This is a genomic window from Vreelandella zhanjiangensis DSM 21076, from assembly GCF_000377665.1.
In the GTDB taxonomy this organism is placed as follows: Bacteria; Pseudomonadota; Gammaproteobacteria; order Pseudomonadales; family Halomonadaceae; genus Vreelandella; species Vreelandella zhanjiangensis.
The window spans coordinates 96,221-120,340 of record NZ_KB898651.1; the positions used below are offsets into that span (position 1 = coordinate 96,221).

The following is a 24,120-nucleotide window of genomic DNA, read 5'->3' on the forward strand; positions in this document are numbered from 1 at the left end:
GCTTTTTTTTATGCGCTGCCCATAGGCACATGGCTTGAATTAATGACGCTGCCAGCGATAAAGCAGATAGATTAAAAATGGCGCTCCGATACCGGCCACAAAGATGCCCGCCGGTAGGTCGCGGGGTAAAAAGGCAAGTCGGCCGATCAAGTCCGCATGCAGCAGCAACAAGGCGCCGACGAGCGCGGTGACCGGCAGCAATGAGGCTGTGCGATTAGCCACCAGACGCCGTGCGATGTGCGGCGCTATCAGGCCGATAAAGCTTAGCCCTCCCGAATAGGCAATTGCCGCCCCAGTTAACATCACGCTTAAGCCCAGCAGTTTTAAACGACTTACCGTGACCTGTGAACCCAGGCCAATCGCCAGTTCATCTCCTAGCGATAATACATCCAGCTGGCGCGCCATCACGAAGGCCAGCGGCAAGCCCAAAGCGACCCAAGGCAGCATGCCGATTACCGATGACCACTGCGTCGCATACAGGCTGCCGGTCATCCAGATATACGCATGCATGGCCGAGGTATCGGTACTTAAGATCAACAATAGCGTGGTAACGGCGCCCAAGGCCGCCGCAATTCCAATGCCCATCAGCACCAGGCGTGTCGGCGTTACCCCGCGCGACCAGGCAAGCGTGACGATACCTAGCGCAACGAGTGCCGCCCCGGCCATGGCAGCAAGCGGTAGCCAACGCTCGCTGATCACGCCCGCCCCCAACGTCAACACCAGCACCGCCGCCACCGATGCACCGCTACTGATCCCGATTACATCTGGAGAAGCCAAGGGGTTGCGCACCAGTTTCTGGAGTATCAGCCCAGAGACTGCCAAGGCTGCCCCGACCAATATGGCCAATAACGCTCTTGGCAGGCGCAGCTCATACAGTATGAGCCGGATATCACTGTGTTGGGGGCGTATCAACCCGTGCAGTACATCCATAAAAGCCGTGGGCTGACTGCCCAGCGATACCGAAAGCACCAGACTTGCCAGGAGTAGAACGCTAAGTATTGCCACTACGCGGCGCGATTGATGTGCGCCGCTGTGCTTCAAGGAGAAAAGGCGCGCAAGTGCGGTCATAAGCCAAGGCTCCGACGCCGAGCCAGGTAGAGAAAGAACGGGGTCCCGAGTAGCGCGGTCATGATCCCCACAGGTACCTCCTGTGGGGGCATCAACAACCGCGCGACGGTGTCAGCCAACATCAACAGGCTTGCGCCCAATACGGCGCAGCCCGGCAATACCCAGTGATGATCACGGCCAAAAATCCCTCGCACCATATGTGGCACAAGCAGCCCTACAAAACCAATCATACCGGCGATAGCCACCGCTCCACCGGCCAGCACGATCACCGCGCTCCCGGCTAAAAGCTTAATGGCTCCGGTGCGCTGCCCCAGGCCGGTGGCGACTTCATCATCCAGCGCCAGCAGGTTAAGGGAACGGCACAGCAAAGCGCAGAGCAACAATGCCGCGCCAAACAGCGGTAACAGTGGGATAACAGCGTTTAGTTCGCGCCCGGCGACCGAGCCTGCTAACCAAAATAGCAGGCTTTCAAACTGATCCTGATGGGCAATCAACACACCCTGGGCGAGTGAAACAAACAGCGCCGTCATGGCCACACCGGCAAGAACCACGCGTACCGAAGAAAGCCCCCGCCCAGGGCTACGCCCCAATAGATACACCAGAAATGCCGCCCCCCCAGCACCTAGGAAGGCCACCCACACCAAGGCAAACGGCGACCTCAAGCCCCACCAAGTGCTTGCCACCACCAGCAATAGCATGGCCCCGGCGTTGATGCCCAGTACGCTGGGGGCGGCTAGCGCATTGCGGGTCAAGGTCTGCATTAACGCGCCAGCCACGGCAAGGCTTGCTCCCACTAACGCCGCGATGATCGTGCGCGATAAACGCTCGGTACGCACAATAAGATGATCGATATTGCCCGGCTGGTAAGCTGTCAGTGCGTTGAAAACAGCTGACCACTCCATCTCGGTCTGGCCTATTGCAAGGCTCAGCCAGAAAGTCACCAGCAGCAGGGTGGCGCTTACCAGCAACCCCCAACTTTTAGCGCTACGGGTAATTAACACTTACGCCCTCCTCAGGATGGAAAGGATCTAGCTGGTAATGGGCGTAAAGCTCATCAAGCAAATAATTTGCCGCGATAACCCCACCGCCCATATTCCAAGTCACGGGGTCGACTTTGAACACCTGATCATTGCGCACGGCGGTAAGGTTTTGCCATAAAGGATGCTGTGACCACTGCGCCAGGGTATACGCGACCGGCTCCTCAGCGCCCTGTAGGAACATAAACATGACGTCGGCCTCAAGTGCGGGTATGCCTTCGCGGCTGCTAAGCTTGATCCCCCAGCTATCCACTCCTTGCTTGTCAGATAGGCTGAACCCGAGCTCGGCAAGAATACTGGCCGCAAAGCCATGGTAATAAAGCCGTACGTGATCAGCTCTCACGCTGACAATCGCCACTCGCTGGGGCCAGGCATCGCCCAGCTTGGCTGAGATCTGGCGCTTAAAATCCACCACCCGGGCATGCCATTGGGTGAGTAGCTGTTGTGCGGCGTCTTCGCGGTCGGTTGCAGCCCCTACCAGGGTGAGCAGGGCTTTAAAATCGCGCCCAGTATTTACAATCACGGTTGGCGCCATCCGCGATAACAGCGGATAAACAAGCTCATGGCGATAGTCGGCGCCGATTATCAGATCAGGCCGAAGGCCAGCTACACCTTCAAGGTCAGGCTGGGTTTCAAGGCCTAGATAGCGCACCGTTTCGGGCAGCGCATCGCGCAAATAGTGATACATAGGTCGCTCGACCCAGGATTCCACGACCCCGATGGGTGTAATGCCCAAGGCTAATGCAGTATCAGTTGCGCCTTGATACAGCGATACAACCCGCCCAGGCTGGCCTTCGATAAGGGTTTCTCCGAACGGATGCACCACCCGCCGCGCGGGCTCATCGCCAGTGGCAGCGTTGGTCAGTAAACCACCAAGCAGGGCTAACATTACGTACAAAAAGCGCATGACCCACCCTGCCCTGATGAAGAGGGCCTCGTTGGAGTAGACAGAAAGCTTGCGACAATGCCACACTTGGTCGCATAGATACAAATGATTATCACTAAAAGGCGCCAAATTTCCATGCTCGAACAGCGGCTTAGCGGTATAAACCTGACGGCCGGCTATGCTGACCGATCTGTCTTGAAAGACGTCGATTTCACAGTTGAGACAGGTCGCGTTACCGCTTTGTTGGGCCCCAACGGCAGCGGCAAATCGACCCTTCTGAAAACACTTGCACGCACCCTGATACCTGACCGCGGCCAGGTCATTCTGGATGGGCAAGATGTCCACCAGCACGCCACCCGTGATGTGGCGCGCAAACTCGGTATTTTACCGCAAAGTCCAACGGCACCTGACGGCATGACGGTACGTGAGCTTGTCAGCCTGGGCCGCTTTCCCTATCAACGCCGTTTTCGTCAATGGTCCGCGGAAGACGAACGCGCTGTACAGGACGCCATGCACACGGCCGACGTCAGCGACTTTGCCCACCGCCCTATCGATGCGCTTTCAGGGGGCCAACGCCAGCGCTGTTGGATTGCCATGGTGCTCGCGCAGGAAACCGAGCTGATCCTGCTGGATGAACCCACCACTTTTTTAGACTTAAAAGTCCAGGTGGATGTGCTTGAGCTACTGGTGCGCCTCGCCCACGACAAAGGCCGCACGCTGCTAGTGGTTTTGCACGATCTTAACCTTGCAGCGGCTTATGCTGATCGGTTGGTAATGCTGTGCAACGGCGAAATTGTTCACAGCGGCCAGCCCGAAGACGTGTTTACCCGCAATAACCTGAAGCAGGTCTTTGATCTGGATGCTCACGTTATCCGTGACCCTTACAGCCAGCGGTTAGTCTGCGTACCCAGCATTGGCCACGGGTCAACCTCGCCTACTCGGCTACCGAATAACCCGTTAACCGCCACGGCATCGCTATGAGCGCGGCGTCACTATTTTGCAGTGTAGAAAGTGCTGCCATAGGCGATCCATTGGCGGGCAACGGCGCTCACGCCGAACGCAATTTACTGATTAGCTGGCCTAGCAAGAAATGGGGGCGTGGCATGCGTCACGCAAGCGATATGTCAGAGGCAGTGCAGGAAGTGGTGGATAGCATTGCGGACGATGGGCGGCGTATCAATCTCATTCATCGTCGCGACCAGCCATCCCATCAGCATAGGGTCTTCTTGCTGCCCGAAGGGGCTATCTATGACGTGCCTCGCGATGAGCTGCTGGGCTTTCTAACTGCGCTGAGCCAGAGCACCACGCTTGAACATTGGTACTTATCATCGCTACAGGGCTCACTGATCCTGTGTTGTACCCACGGTAAAAAAGATAAGTGCTGTGCCAAGTTTGGTTTTAAAACGTATCAAGCGCTTGCCGAGCAGGCGCCGCAGCATGCTCATCCGTTCGATGTCTGGCAAAGTACTCATCTGGGCGGCTGTCGGCTGGCCGCTAGCGTTATCGTATTTCCCCAGCGTCGTAAGTATGGGCGAATCAGTGAAGAACACCTGCCTCGCCTGCTGGATGCCGAAGCGGCCAATCGCCCTTTCCTGCCCTGCTATCGCGGCGGCGCAGACCTTACGCCCCTACAGCAGTGTGCCCAGGTCGCAGCACTCAATTGGCTCAAAGACTGCGGCCCTGTCAGTGAGCTAAGTGTAAGTCGCATCACGCCCATCGAGCCGCCTTCGGCCTGCCAGGTCAACGTCGCATGGCAAACGCCTAGCCAGCAGGGAAAACTGCTGATCACCTGCGAACCGTATGTGTTAACACGCGTGGATAGCTGTGCAGATTTTGAGCAGGGTGCAACGCCCAGCACCGTGTGGCGGGCCACTCATATTGCTTGCGATGACTCAAAGGCCTGCCTCAGCCCTAGCGTCAGCACTTGTTAGACGTTTCAACAAGCGCTAGGAAAATACCAGCAGCACCGTACAGCTAAGCGCACCTAACGCAAAGGGCCAGAAGCGGCTATGGCGGTCTTCAGGTAACTCCTCTTTTAAAACGTTGAGCACGATGCCCCCTGCCACAAACGCATAAAGCAGGCTGATAATGGGGTCGCTCACATCAACGCTTAACCCTAACAGCCAGCCGACGATTACCGCCGCGGACAGCACCCAGCGGCCCTTGCTCAAGTAGAGATCCCGATGATGACGCACCAGCGCCTGATCGTTGACCAGAAAGTGCGCGCCCATTGCCAAAAAGAAAAAGATAATCGCAGGAAGCTCATTATTACGATAAACCAGCAGGTAGCCGATCAGCGCGTTATAAAGCGAGAAAGAACCAATATGTATCCAAAACACGCTTTTCAGCTTTTGGAAATTAACCGATTCATCCTGCTGACCTTTATGCGAGTACTTGGTGGCAACCTGCTCAAGCCCATAAAACACCGCCAGGCCAATTAACGCCACGATATAGACGTTATGCTCCAGCACTTCCAGCAGGCCGTGGGCGTTAATGGTTTCGTGGGCATCGCTTAGGGCAGGAAAGATATGGATAAAGACGTAGGCAACAGAGACGCCCCCCGCTAACGAAAGCCAGGCGCTGCGGGGCACAGCACTCAGCTTTCGAAGCCTGCTGGCGAAGATATGCACGGCAGCCAAACCGATAATGAAGGCGATCTGCAGGCCCATCTATCATCGCTCCCTGCGAGGGTTTGGGCTTGAAATTTAGTCCCGTCAAACCTAGTCGCTTAAAACCTAGTCGCTTAAAACCTAGTCAAATAGGCTCATACGCTTAGAAACATTGTCGTGCTTTATCCGCCAGTGGAATAACGCACCCGCCACGTGCAGTACGATCAATACCAAAATGGCCCAGCCAAGACGCCCATGCCATGTATAGAGTTGGTCAGAAAGCGCTGGGCGCTCGCTAATCAGTGCGGGCAGATGCCAGTGAAAAAACTCAACCGGGTATCCACCGCTGGCAGTCGCAACCCAACCCAGCAGCGGCATAATAACCAGTGCCAGATAAAGCAGATGATGCACGCTGGTGCTGACAATGCGCTCGAACGCATTCAAGGGCGGATCATGATCCGGCACCACAAACGCCACACGGGTAATGATGCGCAGGGTCATCAGCAGTAAAATCGTTAAACCCAAAGTTTTATGGCTGGTATAAAGCAGATTAGTAAGCGTATTGCCCACCAGTGTTACCGTACGCTCATAGCCGACCAGTCCGATGGTTAGGCCGCTGGCCAAGGCAAGTAGTACAGCGCCCGCCACCAGCCAATGCAGCACCCGGTGTGGATAAATGTAGTGATCCAGCTCGTGCATTGAGCACTCCTAGCAGCAACGTTATATGGCGTTTAGTCTAGCGATATGTTTAGTCTAGCTATATTAAGTCGATTAATCATTCAACGCTTAGTGCTTGATCTTATAGCGCCTCAGTGGGGGCGGCTAGCTGTTCGCGGATCAACTCGCCCAAGCGCCGGGCGGGCTCTGATGGCCGATGGGGCGCACGGTGTAGCGCCAGCTCGATCATGGGCAGGGCCGGTAGGCCGCTACTTTCATCCAGCGGGCGTAGTGAAGGCGTCAACATACTGCGCGTTACCACAACGACCGCAAGCCCGGCAATGACGATAGGCGCCAACCCCGCCATGGACTGACTGGTATATGCCACCCGCCAGTTGCGCCCCGCGCCCTGCAGGGCCTGCTCGGCGACTTCTCGAAACACGTCAGCGCCTGGTGAGTAAAGCGCCAGCGGGATCGGGTCGCTGAGTAGCGGCTGCTGGTTAACCCCCACTGCCCAGACCAGCGGCTCACGACGGATAACATCGCCCCCCGGCGAGTTGCGCTGGCGTGTGACCAGGGCCAGATCAAGCTCGGCGGCTTTAACCTGCTCGACCAGGTGCGCGCTTGTGCCGCAGATTACCTTTAACCCAACGGCCGGATAAAGCTGATGAAAGTAAGCAAACACCGACGGCAACAGCGAGGCGTAGTCTTCTGGAATGCCCAGGGTCAAATCCCCCGTCACCTGTTGGGCCTGCATATCGCCCCACGCTTCGTCGTTAAGCGCCAGCAGGCGACGCGCGTGGGTAAGTAGGCGCTCACCGTCGGGGGTAAACCTAATACGCCGCCCTTCGCGCTCATGCAGGCTGAGCGCCAATTGAGCCTCTAACCGTTGAAGCTGCATGCTCACGGTGGACTGCGTGTAGTCCAGCCGTTTGGCCGCCGCCGTGACGCTACCGGTATCGGCAATCGCTACCAACGTCCGCAGCAGGGTGAGATCTAACGTTGGCGCACGCATATATCACCATTGTTGATTAAATTAATCACAAAAGATCGATATTGTGATGTGTTATTGACGAGTATGCTGCTTTGCACATGTTCTAGGCAAGGAGACCGCTCATGCAACGTACTCACTCCCCTATTGTGTTTCCTCGTTGGTATAGTGTTGGCGCCGCGTTGGTGGCCGTCATCCTATGGAGTGTGGCGCCCCTACTTGCCGAACTTGCACATACCTCTTCTCCGCTTCAGCTAACGGCGTTGACGCTGCTGGCGGGAGCCTTTGCCACCCTACCGTTAAGTCGCCGCGTCAATGTGGCAAGCTGCAGCCTGAACTGGCAGCTGGGTATCTGGGTCGGTATTCCGCTATTGATACTCGGTGCAGTCAGCACTTACTTTATCGGTATGCGCCTTGCTCCAGCGGCTGAGGCTGCGCTGATTACCTACACCTGGCCGGTACTGTTCGTGCTGTTAAGCCAATGGAGCCGCTTTGGCCGCATACGCCTGGCAGGTATTACCGGGGCTTTAATCGCTTTTTCAGGCGCGGCTATTCTGCTGATACCGCAGGCCATCAGTAACGGCCTGGGCGGCGCGACGTTAGGCTATGGGCTTGCCCTGCTGGCAGCCTGCTGCTGGGCGCTCTACTCATGGCTAAGCCAGGCCGCACCGGTTTCGATTACGCCTCTTCTTCCCCGCATGCTGTTGATTGCCTGTGCGATCGCCACTATTGCCAGTATCGGCATGGAAGGTCAGCTTGTTCTGCCGAGCAGTGAAGCCTTGCTGGCAGGCGTGGCGCTGGGTTTGGGCCCGTACGGGGTTGCCATGGTGGCCTGGGATAAAGCCTTGCGTTGGGGGCATGCCAGCTTAGTCGGCAGCCTGGCTTATGGCGTCCCCATTTTAGCGGGATTTTTGCTGGTGCTCGCTGGGGTAAGCGTGCTCGACTGGCGCTTACCTACTGCGGCCCTGCTCGTGGTTATTGGCTGCTTAAACGCTGGCCGATAAAGAAGGCGACAACGGCGGTTCGCTCACCAGCACGCTGGCCAACAATTCAGGCAGCCAGCTCGGTGTAAACGCATTATCAGTAGCGTTGTACAAGTCAGCCAGGGACCACCAGCGATATTCTAGAGGGTGGCCCTGGCTTTCTTCGGCTGGCTCTTCAAGCTCTGCATTAATCACAATGTCGACGGCATCAGGGCAGCGGACAAGAAAATAGCGTTCAAACCATTGGGTAGTTGAAACGTCTGGGGTGCTATCAGTAGCCGAGAGATCAGAACCTTCATGTTCGCGTAACAGCGGGCCAAGTGGGCAACGCAGTCCGGTTTTCTGCTCCAGAATGCGCATGGCCGCAGCGGGGTAATCCTCGTCGGGTAGAAGAGCATCGCCAGCCACTGACCAGCGCGGCACTTGAGGCTTTTCGTGACCGGCAAATAGCAGCAGCTCCCCCTCGGCGTTAACAATCACTAAACGTACCCAGCGGCGTGTTTCCTGAAATTGAGTCATCGCAATCCCTGCCTATTTATTTTCATGGGCCAGGCAGTCGTTCAAACAACCTTTTCATGCTCGATACTGCCTGCCCTCTTTAGCGTCCTTTCAGCGTAGCTGCTTTAGAGTAAATTTACTGGCCTAAATAGCGCGGCTTAGCCACACCTTGTAAAGCCTCAAAGGGTATCGTGAGCTCTGGCTGGCCAGCGGCGTAAGGGGCAATTTCGTAGACGTTATATTTGACCATCCAGCGATCTTCCAGCGGCGCCACATTATGGTTTTCGCCTAATGGCCAACTCTTGGCATATTCATCGTCATAACCCAGCTCGGCCAGCCACCGCTTGTGGGCCTGGGCCAATGCTTCTTGAAACGCTGTCTGCTGACCGCTTATCAGCATGTCATTCAAACCAACCACGCTCTGCTGGCGCTCATCAATGACCATAAATGCCGTGGATGGCAGACCGTGCGCCTGCCCGGCGTGATAGACATAGCTTGTGAGTTCAAGCACTAAAAGATCATCGTGCTGAGCGTAAACACTCGCTTCCAGCTGCGCTTCGCTGGCCATGAATTGCGGCAGTATGTCTCGATCCTCGTCAGCGCGCACAAAGAAATCCTGGGCGTAGCTATCCCAATCTTGTGCTGGTGTCTCGTTTCCATCCGTGATGCCCATAGCAAGCGTCAGTAAACGCGCTTGCAACTCATCCGTTAGCGTCGGGGCATCTGGAAACGTGAATGCCGATATCTGCACCGTTGAGCAATGCTCACCCTGGCATTCGGGTGACACGTACTGCTTTTCCAACGGCTGATATACCAGGCGACTGGTATTGCTCATATCGGTCTCGGCCGACTGACAACCGCTTAACAGCAATGCGGCGATGGGGAATACACTTATTTTCCAACCTGACATGCCTTACCTCCCTGTCCTACGGCTTCTTGCCGCGAGTTAAGATTGAGACTAACCAAACGTAAACGCCCTTGCCCACATAGTGGACAAGGGCGTCATCATCTCAAGCTATAACGAATTACATACTAGGCTGCATTTGCGTTGGCTCAGCGCTTATTTCCAGCTCAAAAAGCCCGCTGTTCATACCGCTGAAGCCGCGTGCGATGACCGTATACGTACCCGGCAGCAGCTGTTGCTGCAGACGCGCATCGGTGCCGGTGCCACCATCGTCGTCGCTGTAAGCTACGCCTTCGCCTTCAAGCTCCAGGTAAGCATCAAAGTCGCTGGAGCGCATATCCACCGTTACCAATGAGCTTTCATCAAGCTCAAGCTGGTAAGCCAGCGGCTCACCGTTAAACCAGCCGCTTAACGTCTCATCCGGCGTTAACGTACCATCGTTACGCAGCTCAACGCCTTCCGGCAGCTCGCGCGGCTCCATGGTGACGGTAAACAGGCCGCTATCGTTGCCGTACGCCGTACGTGCGGTTAGCTGATAGGTACCCGGCTCAAGAAAATCGGCAATGCGTGCATCCAGGTTGCCGCCGCTGTCATCGTCTTCACGGTAATAACCGTTAGGACCTTCGAGTACCAGATAGGCATCGATATCGTCAGACGCCATATCAATCTGGTACATGCCCGCTTCTTCAACTTCTACCTGATAGGTAAGCTCTTGGCCACTGAACCAGCCGTTTAACGAGTCGCTAGATGCAATCGTGCCATCGTTACGCAGCTCGCCATCGCCTGGCAGTTCGCGCGGCTCAGCGGATAACGTGAAAAGACCCGCGCTTTCGCCATAAGGGGCGCTGGCGGTCAACGTGTAACTGCCGGGTGCCAGGAAGTCAGAGATGCGTGCGTCAAGGTTACCGGCGCTATCGTCATCTTCACGTCGATAGCCGTTAGGTCCTTCAAGTACCAGATAGGCATCAAACTCATCAGAGCGCATTTCGACCTGATACATACCCGCTTCTTCGATGGTCAGGGTAAATTCACTTGTTGAGCCATCCAGCCAGCTATCCAAAGGAGCATCAACGGTCAGGACATTATCATCGCTTAGCTCAATCACCCGGCTGTTAAGCGTATAGGGTCCGTAGCTGCGTCCATCAGCACCACTGACCACCACCATATAATCGCCATCTACTTCAATACGATGGCGGGCAGTGGGCGCATTGCTTAACAGCTGCAGTTGATCATCATAAATCGCAACCACACCATTCAAGGCGCCACGCAGGCTAAATTCGACCAGATCGCCCTCTTGCAGGCTGATTGCGTAACGGTCGTAGCGGCTGCCATCGTTACCGTTAAGCATGTCGCTGGAGGTGATCTCTCCTGACATCCGCTCGCCAAGCGTCACGCTTTCAAGCTCAGCCAGTGCACTAGGTGTCGCGCTTTGTTCAGCCGTTTCTGATGCCGGTACGGGGTCAGATGCAAACGTTTCAGAAGGCAGGCTCTGAGCGACTAAAAAGCCGACAACAGCACCGCCTGCCGCAACAGCTATTAACGCAAAAGGAGAGGATTTAGCCATTAGTACGCCCTTGTTCAATGACGGGAGGATGGGTCGTTCAGCAGTGCTTATTAAGATGCAATGGTAAGTAAAATGCTCAATGAGCGATATCATTTTAATGTACCAAAATAACTTTACTTATATTTTGACTTGTCTCTTTAAACCGCTGAAATAAAAGGGCATAACGTAAACAGCAGAAAAACCGTAATTTTGGGGCCAATTGCGTCGAACGTCTTAAAGCTTGCCGAGCTTATCCAGGCGCGTTACCATCGCTTCGCCTACCCGGCACCTCATTGAAACTTGCGAGACTCTCGACACGAATAACTGAGGTACTCCAATGGGAGCCCCTAAACGACGACTCCGAACGAGTTGTTTAGCTGTAGTGCTTTTAGCCATTACAGCAAATAGCGCGTTCGCAAACGATATAGATATAGATGGACAGGAAGGCGTTGCCTCCTACTACAGTGACCGCTTTCAAGGCGCCCTCACTGCCAGCGGAGAAGCCTTTGACCAGCAGGCATTAACGGCCGCTCATCCAAGCCTGCCGTTTGGATCGAAAGTGCTGGTGACACGCCCTGATACCGGGCAAGAAGTAGAGGTACTGATTAATGATCGTGGCCCGTTTGTTCAAGGGCGCATTATTGATCTCTCAAAGCGGGCAGCACGTGCGTTAGGTATGCTGCGCCGAGGTACGGCCCCTGTTATGGTCACGTTGCTGGATTAACGGATAACACACCCGCTAAGTGTGTGATACCCCTTAGGCGCTCAACGAAGTTTTAGTCACGCTGTTCGCAATATCGTATAGGGCGCTCTCTTGAGAGCGCCCTATTTTTTTGCCAAAAAAACGACACTGTAAAAAAATAACGAACTTGCAAGCAGGTTAATGATCTCTATGCTGCAAGTACATTGATCCGACATGGCTTTGCAGGAGGCACCCATGCAATCGCGTTATTTTACGCTTACCGACTATCCCAACGGCCTGCCCGAGCGCGAGCTGTTTACTCTAAAAACCCAGGAACTCCCTGAGCTCAATCCGGGCGAAGTGCGCATTCGCAACCGCTGGCTTTCCGTGGATCCTTACATGCGCGGCCGCATGAGCGGTCAGCACACTTACGTTGCGCCCTTTCGCCTCGGCCAGCCCATGGAAGGCGGTGCGATTGGTGAAGTGATCGCCTCAAACGATGAGCGCCTGAAAGAGGGCGACATCGTGAGCCACATGGGCGGCTGGCGCGATATTGCACAAATCTCGTCGGCAGGCGTTTATCCACTGCCTGATGCCAAGGTGCCCGAGCAAGCTTATCTTGGAGTGCTGGGCATGCCGGGCATGACGGCCTGGACCGGCCTTAATCTTATTGCCGAATGCCGCCCCGGTGACAACGTTCTGGTAAGTGCGGCAAGCGGTGCCGTTGGCTCATTGGTCGTTCAGCTGGCCAAGGCTAAAGGTTGTCATGTAGTGGGCATTGCCGGCGCCGCGCACAAGCTTGCCTGGCTTGAATCGCTGGGCGTGGAGCCGGTTACCTATAAGGATCGGGGTGCCCAAGAGCTCAGCGATGCTATACAGCTTGCAAGCCCGGAAGGCATCGATGTGTATTACGAAAATGTCGGCGGTATTTGCCTGGAAGCGGCGTTAAGCCAGCTAAATGAAGGCGCTCGCATTGCCGTGTGTGGCATGATCGATACCTATAATGCTGAAAAACCCACGCCGGGGCCCAGCAATCTGTCGCAGATGGTCGTGCGTAAAGCCAGGATGCAAGGGTTCATCGTGGCGGATCACTGGGAGCATTACCCCGAATTTCTTAAAGAAGTGGCACCGCAGGTAGCCGCAGGCGATATCGATTATAAAGAGACGGTTAAAGAGGGTCTGGAACAGACGCCTGATGCGTTTCTGGAACTGTTCCAAGGCGGCAATACAGGCAAGATGCTGGTTAAATTGACGGACTGATACCGCTGTTTTTAAGCTTACGCTGCTTGAGTAACGTGCAGGGCCGCCCTCTTGAAGGGCGGCCCTGCTTTTTTTGGGCAGGATTTATTCTCAAATCAGTTCGACCAAAAGCGAATTGATAATTAAAATAACCGTCAAGCTAATGTGTTTTAACCCATCGTTTGCACCGACTGATGGGTTAACGCACGTTGCCAGCGGTTAGCCGGCGCCATCGCCCGCTTGCCCTTAATACGTTGCTAACAGGGGAACTCTCATGGATGAAAACAAGCGAACTCGCGGTCAATGGCCTGCCTTGCTGCTAGGCCTTTTGCTTATTATTGCAGGCTTGGCACTCGCCATTGGCGGCGGCAAGCTGCTTAGTTTAGGCGGCAGCGCCTATTACCTGATTGTCGGCATTGGCATTGCAGCTACCGGCATTCTGCTTGCCATGCGCCGCGGCGCTGCGCTTTGGCTTTACGCCCTGATTTTAATTGCCACACTGCTTTGGGCATTGTGGGAAGTCGGTTTGGATTGGTGGCAACTGGTGCCTCGGGTCGCCATTCTTGCCCTCATCGGTATTATCATGCTGCTGCCCTGGTGGCGCAAACCGCTCCACTCACGCGGCGGAAGTCTTGCGCTGACGGCCAGCATTGCCGCCGCCATCGTGGTGGCCATTGCCAGTTTGATGGATGACCCGGCCCAAATAGAGGGCACCCTCGCAGAGAACCGCACAAGTGGCGATGTGAACCCGGCCCAGGTAGCCGGTGACGACTGGCCTGCCTATGGCGGCACCAATGCAGGCACACACTACTCCTCGCTTAGCCAGATTACCCCAGACAATATCGGTGAACTCGAAGAAGTATGGCGCATTCAAACCGGCGATGAGCCCGGCTCCAACGCTCCGCCTGAAATCACCAACCAGAATACGCCGCTGAAGGTTAACGACAGTCTGTATATCTGCACGTCGCACAGCCGCGCCATGGCGCTTTCCCCGGAAACCGGTGAAACGATCTGGGAATTTGATCCACAAATCAGTACCCAGGGCGCCGACGACTTCTCCGGCTGGGCGCACATGACCTGCCGCGGCCTGGCCTATTATGATGCAGCCAACTACGCCTCCAGTGATGAAAGCGCCGACGCTGCCATTGACGCAGATACCGGTACTACCGACGAGCCTTCCGCGCTGTTTGCCGACAGCGATGCTTTTGACATCGATGTTTCGCTGCTGGGTGGCTTTGAAACCACCGCTGCGAATGAGGGTGAAAATGCTCCCTCGGCGATTATCAGCCAAACCGACGTCATGTGCCCGCGTCGCCTTTACCTGCCTACCGCCGATGCTCGCCTGATCGCGCTTAATGCGGATACCGGCGAACGCTGCGAAGGGTTTGGTGAAAACGGTGAGGTGGATCTGACCCGCAATATTGGCAGTTTTGATCCAGGCGGCTATTACTCTACCTCCCCAGCCACAGTGACCGAGAACCTGGTAATTCTGGGTGGTCACGTGACTGATAACAGCTCGACTGATGAGCCATCCGGCGTTATCCGAGCCTTTGACGTACGCACCGGCGAGCTGGTCTGGAACTGGGATAGCGGTAACCCGGATGACACCACGCCTATCGAAGAGGGTGAAACCTATACCCGCAACTCGCCTAACGTCTGGCCGCCGATCAGCGTTGATGAAGAGCTAGGCCTGGTTTATCTGCCCATGGGTAATGCCACGCCCGACCAGTACGGCGCGGATCGTACCGAAAACGATGAAACCTACAGTGCCGGCTTAGTCGCGCTTGAGCTCGAAACAGGCCAGGTGGCTTGGGTCTATCAGTTTGTTCATCACGACCTGTGGGACATGGATATGCCGGCCCAGCCCGTGCTGATTGATCTTGCAACCGATGAAGGCACCCAGCCTGCGGTGATTCAGCCGACCAAGCAGGGCAGCCTGTATGTGCTCAACCGTGAAACCGGTGAGGCCATTGTTCCGATTGAAGAAATCCCCGTCCCTCAAGGCGCAGTAGAAGGCGACTGGACGGCAGAAACACAGCCACGCTCAGCGCTGAACCTATTGCCACCGCCGCTTACCGAGCGCGATATGTGGGGCGCATCGCCCTTTGATCAGATGATGTGCCGCATTCAGTTCAATTCATTGCGCTATGAGGGCCAGTACACGCCGCCGTCGCTGGAAGGCAGCATTATTTACCCGGGTAACGTCGGCGTAATGAACTGGGGCGGCGTCGCGGTTGATCCTGAACGCCAGGCACTGTTCACCGGCGCCAAGTACCTCGCCTTCGTTTCACGTTTGATTCCGCGTGACGAAGTGGAAGAGGGCCAGGGCTCGGCCAGCGAACAGGGCCTTCAGCCCAATACCGGCGCACCTTATGCTGTTGAGCTAGGCCCGCTGCTGTCAATTTTTGATCTGCCCTGCCAAGCACCGTCTTGGGGCGATGTAGCGGGTATCGATCTGCAAAGTGCGGAAGTCGTCTGGAAACATCGTAACGGCACCACCCGCGACAGCATGCCCCTTGGCTTGCCGATTGGCCTGCCCGTGGGTGTTCCGGCACTCGGTGGCCCGCTGACCACCGCAGGCGGTGTTACCTTTATGTCGGGCACGCTGGATCAGTACCTGCGGGGTTACGATATCACCACCGGTGAAGAGCTTTATAAAGCTCGCCTGCCTGCAGGTGGCCAGGCCACGCCTATGACCTATACCGGCGCCGACGGCCGTCAGTACGTTGTGGTAACGGCCGGTGGTCACGGCACCTTTGGTACCTTGATGGGTGACTACGTGATCGGTTATGCCTTACCCGAGTAAGGCTTACCGACCGACATAGTCGATCGACACGAAAACGGGCAGCCCAAGGGCTGCCCGTTTTTATTGCCACTTTTATTTTCTGGAAACTATTTTCTGAAAGCTTAAAAGCGCACTTCCAAACCGCCATAAACACTGCGCCCCGGCGCTGGCTCATAAAAACGCCCAAAGGTGCCGTTCAAGCGCACGTTGGCATAGTGGTCTTCATCAAACAGATTACGCACGCCCACGTAAGCGTTTAACAACGTATCGCCACCCAGTTGCCAGCCATCGCCTACCCGCAGGTTGACCAGCCAATAGCTGTCAATCTCCGTTTCATTGGCATTGTCGGCCACCATGTCGCCCACATACTGAGTTTCAAGCGTGGCAAAACGGTGTGCCAGCCCCTCCCAGGTTAACTGGTTAACCCAAGTCTGCTCGGGCAGGCCGGGGAGGCGGTTGCCGTCAAAGCGCTCACTGGGCGTGGCAAACTCGTCAAACTCATAGCGAGCCAAGGTTAACGCGCTGTTCAAACGCCACTGGTCCGCTAACTGCCAGCCAAGGGAAAGTTCCAGGCCGTCGCGGTTGGTATCGCCCGCATTCTGGTAGAAGGTACGCCCACCTTCATCAAAAGGCACCAGCTCATCGCGTACGCGCACCGAGAACAGGGCGAGGTCGTAATCCATGGCCAGCGGTTCGATATATCCCCGCGTACCCACCTCACGGTTCCAGGCTTTTTGCGGCTCAATGGACGGGTTGAAGCCACCACCTATTGGGTTGGCAAACTCGGAGAACGTCGGCGTTTCAAACGCAGTGCCGGTGTTGATATACACCTGATGCCGAGGGCGATAGCGATAGCTTAGACCGGCGGAGCCACTCCACTCATTAAAGGTACGCTCGCCACTTTGATCACCATCAGCCAAGTACCGATCATTCACATCCAGATCAACACGATCAAAGCGCGCACCCAGGGAAAGCGTTACCTGCTCGGTGAGCCCCAAATCACCCTGAGCAAACACCCCGGTAGAGGTTGCCGTTTGGGTTTCATCCGCCACCTGCTCACCTACGCCGCCTTGGGCATTAACGTTGCGCCGGAAGCGATCATCATCCTGGCGGGCCACGTCCACCCCCGCCACATAGCTTAACGGCAGCTCGCCTAGGGCGATTTCATGATGATACTCGGCACTCGCGCCCATATAGTCGCGCTGATAGCCCAAACGGCTATCACCCACGTAAGGTAACTGCTGTTCAAAATCACGCCGAGCGATAAAGCCTTTCAGGTAGAACTCACCTGGCCCTGCGGACAAATCCTCGTACTGCAAGCCGATAAGTTGCTGATCGACATTCTGTCCAGCGTCCAGCGCCAGCGAATTCGGCGCAGCCTGATGCCGCCCGCTTGCCACTTCACCAGCATTCAGCGCGCCGGGGTCTTCCGAACGAGGGTTTTCCAGAAGATTCACAATCGCCGTCAGCGCCCGCTCGCTACCCAGCTCGCGACGCAGTTTGGCATTGAGCAGGTATTTCTCGGTTGAGCTTTGATCGCGGTAGCCATCCACATTGAGCGCTGAAAAACTGACGTTGTGCGACCAGTCGCCCTGAGAACCACCGGTTTGCAGGGATGCCTTGCGATATCCGTCGCTGCCCGCCTCTACACGCAGGCGTGTACCCGGATTTTCGCGACCATCGGCGGTGGTCACATCGATCACCCCGCCCGCGGCGTTGCCGTAAAGCACGGACGAAGGCCCACGAATCACTTCGATACGCTCGGCGCTATCCAGATCAATGGCGTCCAGCTGCGCCTGACCATCGGGCAAGGTATAGGGAATACCATCGACCATCACCGTAATCCCGCGCACCCCAAACGGGGCGCGAGCACCAAAGCCCCGAATGGCAATCCGCTGGCCCTGGGCAAAGTTGTCACGGTTCTGAATGAAAACCCCGGGCACACCGACCAGCGTCTCATCCAGCCGAACACGCTGCTGGCCCTGGGCAATGGTTTCCTGGTCCACGGTGGAAACCGCCGCCGGCGTTGCGTAAAGCTCACGTGCCAAACGCGGTGCGCTTACTTCGACCGTAGGCAATGCCTGCACCGATGCTGGCTCGTTTTGCGCCCAAAGGGGGCTTGAGACCGCAAGGCCTGTCAGCATTAGCGACGGCGGCAACAGCTTATACATGGATTCCCTTCCCTTTTTTTGATAATCGTTTTCTTGATCATTCGGTTTTTGATAATTCGGCGTAACTGGGTGAACCACAATCTCAACACCAAGTCTAACAAGCCTAGACGCGTTCGCTAAGTGTGAACTCTGCGTCTACACTTGCAAGGAGTAACGTACCGATTAAGCAAAGGAGGCTTTATGGCGCTTACTGCAACAGATCCCATCAAGATGATTTTCGCGATTATCTTGCCGCCGCTAGGCGTATTTTTTGAAGTTGGCCTAAAGGGACATTTCTGGCTCAACATCATTTTGACACTGTTTGGTTTTATTCCAGGCGTCATTCACGCGTTTTATGTCATCTTGAAGCACTAACCACGCTTACCCCGTTATTAACAACCCGAGCCATTGGCTCGGGTTGTTTCGTTTGTGTGGTACTTAATCACGGGGGGGGGGGGTTATGAGAAATCGCTGGGTGGGCGTAAGCCGCTTTCGCACAAAGCCTAGACTGCGTGGCGGCGCTGATGCAGGGCATGAACCTTTTCATCCATACTGGCGATGGGGCCTTCTACTTCAAGCGCCGGTACTATCTGACCGATAGGCAAGGCCTTGATCGGCGACGGTGCCACACCCAGATCCTCCAGCCAGCGTCCTAACTGCTCGGATGAACTGATATACACGATGCGCCCAAGCCCGGCCCAACCATGAGCGGCCGCGCACATGGGGCAGTGCTCGCCGGTGGTGTAAACCGTTGCGTTGGCACGCGCCTCGGGTGTCATGTGCTGGGCCGCCCAACGCGCCAACGTGAACTCGGGGTGCTGGGTGGCATCACCGCTTGCAATGCGGTTGCGGTCTTCCGCCAGAATTTCTCCCTCGGCGCTGACCAGTACACTGCCAAAGGGCTCATCGCCCGCCTCAAGCGCCTCTTCTGCAAGCGCCAGGGCCCGGTTCAGATAGATCTGCTCTTGTGCCTTCATCGCGGATACTCCTGTAGGTTAGCCGCTCACGCCTTGCTGATGACCGTGGCGGAAGTCTCGTCTGTTTCAACAGGCGTCTCGCTGAGCTGCTCACCTTCACTTCGGGCGATCACCGTGGTGCCTACCAAATCGCCGGTCACGTTCAACGCCGTGGCGCCCATGCCTACCAGAGCATCAATGGCGGTCAGCAGCACCACGGTTTCGATGGGCAGCCCCACCTGGGAAAACACCGTGGCGATCATGATGATCCCCGCCCCGGGCACGCCAGCGGTACCTACCGAAACCAGCGTGCCGACCAGCACGATCTGCACCATGCTGACAAAATCGAGCGGCGCGCCGATCACATTGGCGGCGAAAACGGCGGAAATCGCGATGCGAATCGCCGCGCCGTCCATATTGAGAGTGGCTCCCAGCGGCAGGCCGAACCCGTACACGCTGCGCGAAATCCCCAGGCGCCGTGCCGCGTTGATGGTCAACGGCAAGGTGCCGGAGCTGCTCTGGGTGGCAAACGCAGTGGCCATGGGCGTGCGCGCTTCACGAAAGAAGGTCCGAAGCTTTACCCCGAACAGGCGCATGATCACGCAGTAGATTAAAAGCTGCAGGGCCAGCGCGATATACAACACCATCACCATATCGCCCAACGACAGCAGCGTTTCCAGGCCCTGCTGGCTGACCGTCTCGGCCACAATGGCGAACACACCGATAGGCACCACGTGCAGCACGCCGGCCATGACCTTGAGCGTGACGTCGTTCAATCCTTCGATTACTTCATACAAGCGCTCGGCACTGCCTGGCTGGGTGGCTTGCTGGCGAAGTTTCAACAGCGCAAACCCGAACACCAGCGCGGTGAAAATGATGCCCAGCAGGTTCTGTTCGGCAAAGGCGCCGATAATGTTGCTCGGCACAATACCGAGAACGACATCGACCAGCCCCGGATTCTCCGGCGCCGTGAAACTGGCGTTTTCATCCAGCGTCATGCCGCTACCGGGGCTGAACAGCGAGGCCACGCTCAGTCCCACGACAATCGCCAGCGCCGTGGAGACGAGATAGTAGGCAAACACCTTGCCTCCCACGCGCCCTACACTCCCCTCGCGCGACTGATTGATACCCACCATCAGGGTAAACAGCACAATAGGCACGATAAGAAACGTCAGCAGACGCAGCAGCAGATCGCCCACCGGGCCAAGCCAGGTGGCGACTGCGTCACCGCCGAACAAACCAACGACCAGCCCCAGTAACAGTGCAATCGTGACCCGTAGGATCAACGAAGAACGCATATACCCTTTCAACAGCGCCGTCATGCATTCACCTTTACCAAGAGAGCTTATAAGAACCCAACAACAACTAAAAAAACCACCCTAAGGAGCCGGGAATAAAATACAACCTTTAAAGATACTGGTCGACCGCACCATCGCGGTTTGATTTACAAATCGAATACCAGCGAATGGTGTGCGGCCTGCCCAGCCAACGCACCGTCGCTGACCGCTAGTGAAAGATTGCCCACGGGCATGGCGATATCACCGCAGGCGAAGACACCGGGCACGGAGGTGGCTTTGGCGGCGCTGGTTTTGATAACCCGCCCTAGCGGCGTGACATCAAGTTCGCACCCGAGCCGTATGGCCAGCACGCTGGGGGCGGTCTGGGTGACAACAAACAGTCCATCCAGGGGGAACACACGGCCATCCGCCATCACTACTTCCAGAGCGTCTCCCGTCAAGCGTGCAACCGCCCCACGCTCGATATGCGTGCCGCGCTTGGCAAGCTTTTCCAGCTGTTCTTTATCAGGCTCGAACGCATCGTTCAGAAACAGGGTGGTCCGCCCCCAGTCGGGCAGCAATAAAGCCAGATGCATGGCCGCCACCGAAGTGGCCAGCACGCCGATACGCCCGCGATTCAGATCAAAACCATGGCAGTAAGGGCAATGGAAAACATATTGGCCCCATCGCTCGCCCAGCCCAGGCAATGGCGGCAACTCATCCCCTACGCCCGCGGCAAGAATCACTCGCCGAGCACGAAGTGATTCTGCTGCCATGGAGCCTGCAAGCGTGAGGGTAAAATTATCTATTTCTCCCGTGACCGTTTCTGCTTTGCCCATGCACCATTCAACCGTCGGATACTGTGCAAGCTCAGCGTAACCTGCCGCTTTAATGTCATGGGGCGACCTGCCATCCTGGGTCAAAAACCCTCGCGAGTGGGTGGCGAAGCGATTACGCGGCTTGCCTTCATCAACGATCACCACCTTGCGCCGCGCCTGGGCCAGTTGCAGCCCAGCGGCCATTCCTGCATAGCTCCCGCCTACAATTGCCACGTCGTATATCATCGCTTGCTCTCTTTCCATTGAGTGCTTATTGCGCGTACCTAACCAGGTACCAATTCCTGATAAAAAGTGTAGGTCAGCGTGAAGGCAGCGCGGCGAAAGGCTTGGAAAAGCAACATAAGTTGACTAGGCTAGAGATCCTCTCTCTTATTAAAGGTATTCGTCCAATGCGCTATTAATGCCGCCGTCCTGTTTTCGACGGCCACGTTCTCCGTCCCTTATTAAAAGGGGAATGTCAGGCATTGATAGGTACATCCGATGACGAAGACGTTTATCTCGCTCGAACGCGTTTCTTATACGCTGCCCCACGGTCGCCTTCTGTTTTCCGAGTTAACAGAAACCTTCGACACCACGCCCACGGGCCTGATAGGGCGTAACGGCATGGGAAAAACGCTGCTGGCCAGGCTCATGGCGGGCGAAATCGCACCTTCAACGGGGCGCTGCATGTGCACTGGCGAGGTGCGATATTTATCGCAACGCGTTACCCAAGAAGCCTCCGGCACGCTAGCCGACCTGGCGGGCGTGGGCACCACGTTAGCGGCACTTGCCCATATTGAGGCAGGCAGCCCACATCCAGACGACTTTGACGCGCTGGGTGATCGTTGGGATATCCGCCAGACCTTACAGCGAGAGCTTGAGCACAGTGGGCTTGCACATCTTGACGCGACAACCCCGGCCACGACATTGAGCGGCGGCGAAGCCATGCGCGTTGCCCTGATCGGTGTGCTGTTATCCAGGGCGGATTTTCTTATTCTGGATGAACCCAGTAATCACCTGGACGGCCCGAGCAGGGAAGCACTTATCGAGCAGTTGACCCGTTGGCCCAAAGGGCTGCTGGTTGTCAGCCATGACCGTCAACTGCTCGCTCACCTGCCGCGTATCGTGGAGCTGTCGCCGCTTGGGCTACGCAGTTACGGCGGTAATTATTCCTTTTATGCCGAACAAAAGGCGAGTGAACAGGCAGCGGCTCAAACAAACCTTGAACACCATCAAAAAGACAAAAAACGTGCAGAGCGCGCACTGAGTCAGCAGCAGGAACGCCAGGAAAGGCGTCAGGCACGTGGCAACCGCCAGCGGCGCGATGCCAATCAGGCAAAAATCCTGCTAGATCGCCAAAAGGAGCGCAGCGAACTTTCCGCCGGGCGCCTCGCCCGCCAGCAGGCAGAAACACACAGCCAGCACCTAAGCGCTATCCAGCAAGCGCGGGAGCAGCTTGCTGAAGATACTAATATCGCGCTACATGACATTGCCGTGCAGCCTGCCAAGCGGATGATTGCTGAACTAACGGATATCACGCTTTCTTACGTTGCAGGAAAGCTTAACCTCAGCCTGCAAGGACAGCAGCGTTTAGGCATTGTTGGTCCCAACGGCTCGGGTAAATCCACACTGCTTAAACTCCTGGCGGGGCAACTTCTACCCCAAACAGGCGAAAGCCGTATACATGTCAAAAGCGCCTATCTCGATCAACACCTGGCCCAACTGAATAAAACCCAGAGCGCTATAGAGCAGTTAAAAGCGGCCAACCGAGCGGCACCTGTCAGCCTGCTGCGAACACGGCTGGTTCACCTTGGGCTTACGGCGGAGAAAATCAGCGTTGCCTGCGCAAAGCTAAGCGGCGGTGAACAGTTAAAGGTAGCGCTGGCATGCGCGCTTTATGCCGACCCGCCCGCGCAGCTATTGCTTCTGGATGAACCCAGCAACCACCTCGACCTGCCCTCGCTACAGGCACTCGAGAGCATGCTGAGAGGCTACCCTGGGGCGCTGGTAGTGGTCTCTCATGACCAGGATTTCTTACACCACCTGGCACTAACTGATTATCTGCGCGCCACATCAGACGGCTGGGTACTGGAGCCAGCCACGAACCGCTAATCATGCCGCTGGCGTTTGACCTTCCTGAAGCCAGTAGTCAAACGCCTCGTCTTGAACGGTGTGGCTAGCGGCGTAGTAGACCAGCCGTAGATGGCGGTCTTCATCGACGATCAGCGAGGTATGTTCAAAATCGATCGCTCCTAACGGCGCTAGATGAAAATGGCGAATGCCATGACAAGGCCCGTGGATATCCTGCCCTGCCCACCACGCTTTAAAATCCGGATCCACTTTCACCAAGGTCTTGATCAGTTGATTGATTGCCGGGTCTTCAGGCGCACGGGCCACATCACGTTTGAAGCTGGCAAGCAGTTGCCGTGCCTGCGCTTCCCAGGGGTCGAAAAGAGCGCGCGTAGCCGTATCCATAAACAGCAGCCACAGCAGATTACGCTGCTCCGGAGGATGCTCGGAGAAGCCAAACAGACGGTCTGCGGCGTGGTTCCAGGCCAGCACATCCCAACGTAAATTCAACACGTACGCAGGGCGCGTGGGCAAATCGTTCATCAGCCGATGTACCAGCGGCGGTACGCTGCACCAGGTTTTTCCCGGTTCGGCGGGAAGACGCTGGTGCGCCAGCAAAAACAGATGACGTCGCTCAATGGCATCGAGCTTTAGCGTGCGCGCAAGACGGTCTAGAAAATCCGCTGATGCGCGAATATCTCGACCCTGCTCCAGCCAGGTGTACCAGGTCAAGCCTACCCCTGCGAGCGCTGCCACCTCCTCACGGCGTAACCCTGGCGTGCGGCGCCGTTTGCCCACTGGCAAGCCAACCTCTTCAGGTGTTACCTGCTCACGTCGGCTGCGTAAAAACTCCCCAAGCTCTGTGCGGGTGCGTTTTAACGAACGTTCAAGCGCCATCTTGTTGCCTTTAGTAATAGTATAAATGGTTAAATTGTACCCCCTTTAAAGCCTCTCCAGAATAGCGCCT

Annotated in this window: 22 protein-coding genes; 8 read left to right on the plus strand and 14 right to left on the minus strand. The window is 56.3% G+C overall.

Annotated features, from left to right (window positions below; all coding sequences use genetic code 11):
• Positions 1-39: 39 nt before the first annotated feature.
• From D467_RS0112760 to D467_RS0112770, 3 genes are read right to left on the minus strand one after another with little or no spacing between them, the layout of a single operon-like run.
• A complete protein-coding gene (locus D467_RS0112760; protein ID WP_018917911.1) occupies positions 40-1,068 on the minus strand; it encodes a FecCD family ABC transporter permease in 1,029 nt (342 codons plus the stop codon).
• Positions 1,065-2,069 (minus strand): FecCD family ABC transporter permease, encoded by a 1,005-nt coding sequence (locus D467_RS0112765; RefSeq protein ID WP_018917912.1) that lies wholly within the window; start codon positions 2,067-2,069, stop codon positions 1,065-1,067. The genes D467_RS0112760 and D467_RS0112765 overlap by 4 nt, the downstream gene beginning before the upstream one ends.
• The gene (locus tag D467_RS0112770) at positions 2,053-3,012 is read right to left on the minus strand and encodes an ABC transporter substrate-binding protein (protein WP_018917913.1); all 960 of its coding nucleotides are present in this window, start codon (positions 3,010-3,012) and stop codon (positions 2,053-2,055) included. Before D467_RS0112770 ends, D467_RS0112765 begins: the two co-directional genes overlap by 17 nt.
• 114 nt (positions 3,013-3,126) lie before the next feature.
• Between D467_RS0112770 and D467_RS19205 the strand changes: the two genes are divergently transcribed.
• Positions 3,127-3,972, plus strand: coding sequence for an ABC transporter ATP-binding protein (locus D467_RS19205; protein ID WP_018917914.1), 846 nt, complete (start codon positions 3,127-3,129; stop codon positions 3,970-3,972).
• A complete protein-coding gene (locus D467_RS0112780) occupies positions 3,969-4,922 on the plus strand; it encodes a ferredoxin family protein (RefSeq protein WP_018917915.1) in 954 nt (317 codons plus the stop codon). Before D467_RS19205 ends, D467_RS0112780 begins: the two co-directional genes overlap by 4 nt.
• A gap of 15 nt (positions 4,923-4,937) precedes the next feature.
• On the opposite strand, the gene D467_RS0112785 is transcribed toward D467_RS0112780, so the two are convergent.
• The 3 genes from D467_RS0112785 to D467_RS0112795 all read right to left on the minus strand — a co-directional run bounded on the left by D467_RS0112785 (position 4,938) and on the right by D467_RS0112795 (position 7,272).
• Entirely contained in the window at positions 4,938-5,660 is a 723-nt protein-coding gene (locus D467_RS0112785) for a hypothetical protein (RefSeq protein ID WP_018917916.1), read from the minus strand.
• 81 nt (positions 5,661-5,741) lie between these two features.
• On the minus strand, positions 5,742-6,299 hold the full coding sequence (locus D467_RS0112790) for a cytochrome b (RefSeq protein WP_018917917.1): 558 nt from the start codon (positions 6,297-6,299) through the stop codon (positions 5,742-5,744).
• A 100-nt stretch (positions 6,300-6,399) separates the two neighbouring features.
• Positions 6,400-7,272 carry a LysR substrate-binding domain-containing protein gene (locus tag D467_RS0112795; protein WP_018917918.1) on the minus strand — a complete coding sequence of 291 codons (873 nt, stop codon included), beginning with the start codon at positions 7,270-7,272 and terminating at the stop codon, positions 6,400-6,402.
• 101 nt (positions 7,273-7,373) lie between these two features.
• Here D467_RS0112795 and D467_RS0112800 point away from each other — a divergent pair, with 101 nt between their 5' ends.
• A complete protein-coding gene (locus D467_RS0112800; protein WP_018917919.1) occupies positions 7,374-8,252 on the plus strand; it encodes a DMT family transporter in 879 nt (292 codons plus the stop codon).
• Here the strand turns inward: D467_RS0112800 and D467_RS0112805 are convergent.
• The 3 genes from D467_RS0112805 to D467_RS0112815 form a co-directional block, all read right to left on the minus strand.
• Positions 8,235-8,750, minus strand: coding sequence for an NUDIX domain-containing protein (locus D467_RS0112805; protein ID WP_018917920.1), 516 nt, complete (start codon positions 8,748-8,750; stop codon positions 8,235-8,237). The two genes, D467_RS0112800 and D467_RS0112805, sit on opposite strands and share 18 nt — an antisense overlap.
• A 115-nt stretch (positions 8,751-8,865) precedes the next feature.
• The gene (locus D467_RS0112810; protein ID WP_018917921.1) at positions 8,866-9,639 is read right to left on the minus strand and encodes an RsiV family protein; all 774 of its coding nucleotides are present in this window, start codon (positions 9,637-9,639) and stop codon (positions 8,866-8,868) included.
• 115 nt (positions 9,640-9,754) lie between these two features.
• On the minus strand, positions 9,755-11,197 hold the full coding sequence (locus D467_RS0112815) for a hypothetical protein (RefSeq protein WP_018917922.1): 1,443 nt from the start codon (positions 11,195-11,197) through the stop codon (positions 9,755-9,757).
• 316 nt (positions 11,198-11,513) lie between these two features.
• Here D467_RS0112815 and D467_RS0112820 point away from each other — a divergent pair, with 316 nt between their 5' ends.
• From D467_RS0112820 to D467_RS0112830, 3 genes are all read left to right on the plus strand, one after another.
• The gene (locus tag D467_RS0112820; protein ID WP_026285759.1) at positions 11,514-11,900 is read left to right on the plus strand and encodes a septal ring lytic transglycosylase RlpA family protein; all 387 of its coding nucleotides are present in this window, start codon (positions 11,514-11,516) and stop codon (positions 11,898-11,900) included.
• A 213-nt stretch (positions 11,901-12,113) separates the two neighbouring features.
• Positions 12,114-13,118 carry an NADP-dependent oxidoreductase gene (locus D467_RS0112825; RefSeq protein WP_018917924.1) on the plus strand — a complete coding sequence of 335 codons (1,005 nt, stop codon included), beginning with the start codon at positions 12,114-12,116 and terminating at the stop codon, positions 13,116-13,118.
• 253 nt (positions 13,119-13,371) lie between these two features.
• Positions 13,372-15,903 (plus strand): glucose/quinate/shikimate family membrane-bound PQQ-dependent dehydrogenase, encoded by a 2,532-nt coding sequence (locus D467_RS0112830; protein ID WP_018917925.1) that lies wholly within the window; start codon positions 13,372-13,374, stop codon positions 15,901-15,903.
• A 101-nt stretch (positions 15,904-16,004) separates the two neighbouring features.
• Here D467_RS0112830 and D467_RS0112835 read toward each other — a convergent pair whose 3' ends face one another.
• Positions 16,005-18,053, minus strand: coding sequence for a TonB-dependent receptor family protein (locus D467_RS0112835; protein ID WP_018917926.1), 2,049 nt, complete (start codon positions 18,051-18,053; stop codon positions 16,005-16,007).
• A 180-nt stretch (positions 18,054-18,233) separates the two neighbouring features.
• Here D467_RS0112835 and D467_RS19720 point away from each other — a divergent pair, with 180 nt between their 5' ends.
• The gene (locus D467_RS19720) at positions 18,234-18,407 is read left to right on the plus strand and encodes a YqaE/Pmp3 family membrane protein (RefSeq protein WP_018917927.1); all 174 of its coding nucleotides are present in this window, start codon (positions 18,234-18,236) and stop codon (positions 18,405-18,407) included.
• Between the two features lie 128 nt (positions 18,408-18,535).
• On the opposite strand, the gene D467_RS0112845 is transcribed toward D467_RS19720, so the two are convergent.
• The 3 genes from D467_RS0112845 to D467_RS0112855 form a co-directional block, all read right to left on the minus strand.
• On the minus strand, positions 18,536-19,009 hold the full coding sequence (locus D467_RS0112845) for a nucleoside deaminase (protein ID WP_018917928.1): 474 nt from the start codon (positions 19,007-19,009) through the stop codon (positions 18,536-18,538).
• 26 nt (positions 19,010-19,035) lie between these two features.
• Positions 19,036-20,310: a dicarboxylate/amino acid:cation symporter gene (locus D467_RS0112850; RefSeq protein ID WP_018917929.1), complete on the minus strand. Its 1,275-nt coding sequence runs from the start codon at positions 20,308-20,310 to the stop codon at positions 19,036-19,038.
• Positions 20,311-20,432: 122 nt separating this feature from the next.
• On the minus strand, positions 20,433-21,347 hold the full coding sequence (locus D467_RS0112855) for an NAD(P)/FAD-dependent oxidoreductase (protein WP_340139692.1): 915 nt from the start codon (positions 21,345-21,347) through the stop codon (positions 20,433-20,435).
• A 237-nt stretch (positions 21,348-21,584) separates the two neighbouring features.
• On the opposite strand from D467_RS0112855, the gene D467_RS0112860 reads away from it, so the two are divergent.
• Positions 21,585-23,195: an ABC-F family ATP-binding cassette domain-containing protein gene (locus tag D467_RS0112860; RefSeq protein WP_018917931.1), complete on the plus strand. Its 1,611-nt coding sequence runs from the start codon at positions 21,585-21,587 to the stop codon at positions 23,193-23,195.
• Here the strand turns inward: D467_RS0112860 and D467_RS0112865 are convergent, their stop codons facing one another.
• Positions 23,196-24,050: a helix-turn-helix transcriptional regulator gene (locus D467_RS0112865; RefSeq protein WP_018917932.1), complete on the minus strand. Its 855-nt coding sequence runs from the start codon at positions 24,048-24,050 to the stop codon at positions 23,196-23,198. It lies immediately after the preceding gene.
• Between the last annotated feature and the right edge of the window lie 70 nt (positions 24,051-24,120).

Bases quoted from the DNA above. Each gene is read 5' to 3' on its own strand.
- D467_RS0112790 (WP_018917917.1), bottom strand. From the start codon at position 6,299: ATGCACGAGCTGGATCACTACATTTATCCACACCGGGTGCTGCATTGG.
- D467_RS0112865 (WP_018917932.1), bottom strand. From the start codon at position 24,050: ATGGCGCTTGAACGTTCGTTAAAACGCACCCGCACAGAGCTTGGGGAG.
- D467_RS19720 (WP_018917927.1), top strand. From the start codon at position 18,234: ATGGCGCTTACTGCAACAGATCCCATCAAGATGATTTTCGCGATTATC.
- D467_RS0112860 (WP_018917931.1), top strand. From the start codon at position 21,585: ATGACGAAGACGTTTATCTCGCTCGAACGCGTTTCTTATACGCTGCCC.
- D467_RS0112815 (WP_018917922.1), bottom strand. From the start codon at position 11,197: ATGGCTAAATCCTCTCCTTTTGCGTTAATAGCTGTTGCGGCAGGCGGT.
- D467_RS0112795 (WP_018917918.1), bottom strand. From the start codon at position 7,272: ATGCGTGCGCCAACGTTAGATCTCACCCTGCTGCGGACGTTGGTAGCG.
- D467_RS0112760 (WP_018917911.1), bottom strand. From the start codon at position 1,068: ATGACCGCACTTGCGCGCCTTTTCTCCTTGAAGCACAGCGGCGCACAT.
- D467_RS0112855 (WP_340139692.1), bottom strand. From the start codon at position 21,347: ATGGAAAGAGAGCAAGCGATGATATACGACGTGGCAATTGTAGGCGGG.
- D467_RS0112810 (WP_018917921.1), bottom strand. From the start codon at position 9,639: ATGTCAGGTTGGAAAATAAGTGTATTCCCCATCGCCGCATTGCTGTTA.
- D467_RS0112770 (WP_018917913.1), bottom strand. From the start codon at position 3,012: ATGCGCTTTTTGTACGTAATGTTAGCCCTGCTTGGTGGTTTACTGACC.
- D467_RS0112830 (WP_018917925.1), top strand. From the start codon at position 13,372: ATGGATGAAAACAAGCGAACTCGCGGTCAATGGCCTGCCTTGCTGCTA.
- D467_RS19205 (WP_018917914.1), top strand. From the start codon at position 3,127: ATGCTCGAACAGCGGCTTAGCGGTATAAACCTGACGGCCGGCTATGCT.
- D467_RS0112835 (WP_018917926.1), bottom strand. From the start codon at position 18,053: ATGTATAAGCTGTTGCCGCCGTCGCTAATGCTGACAGGCCTTGCGGTC.
- D467_RS0112805 (WP_018917920.1), bottom strand. From the start codon at position 8,750: ATGACTCAATTTCAGGAAACACGCCGCTGGGTACGTTTAGTGATTGTT.
- D467_RS0112780 (WP_018917915.1), top strand. From the start codon at position 3,969: ATGAGCGCGGCGTCACTATTTTGCAGTGTAGAAAGTGCTGCCATAGGC.
- D467_RS0112800 (WP_018917919.1), top strand. From the start codon at position 7,374: ATGCAACGTACTCACTCCCCTATTGTGTTTCCTCGTTGGTATAGTGTT.
- D467_RS0112845 (WP_018917928.1), bottom strand. From the start codon at position 19,009: ATGAAGGCACAAGAGCAGATCTATCTGAACCGGGCCCTGGCGCTTGCA.
- D467_RS0112785 (WP_018917916.1), bottom strand. From the start codon at position 5,660: ATGGGCCTGCAGATCGCCTTCATTATCGGTTTGGCTGCCGTGCATATC.
- D467_RS0112850 (WP_018917929.1), bottom strand. From the start codon at position 20,310: ATGACGGCGCTGTTGAAAGGGTATATGCGTTCTTCGTTGATCCTACGG.
- D467_RS0112825 (WP_018917924.1), top strand. From the start codon at position 12,114: ATGCAATCGCGTTATTTTACGCTTACCGACTATCCCAACGGCCTGCCC.
- D467_RS0112820 (WP_026285759.1), top strand. From the start codon at position 11,514: ATGGGAGCCCCTAAACGACGACTCCGAACGAGTTGTTTAGCTGTAGTG.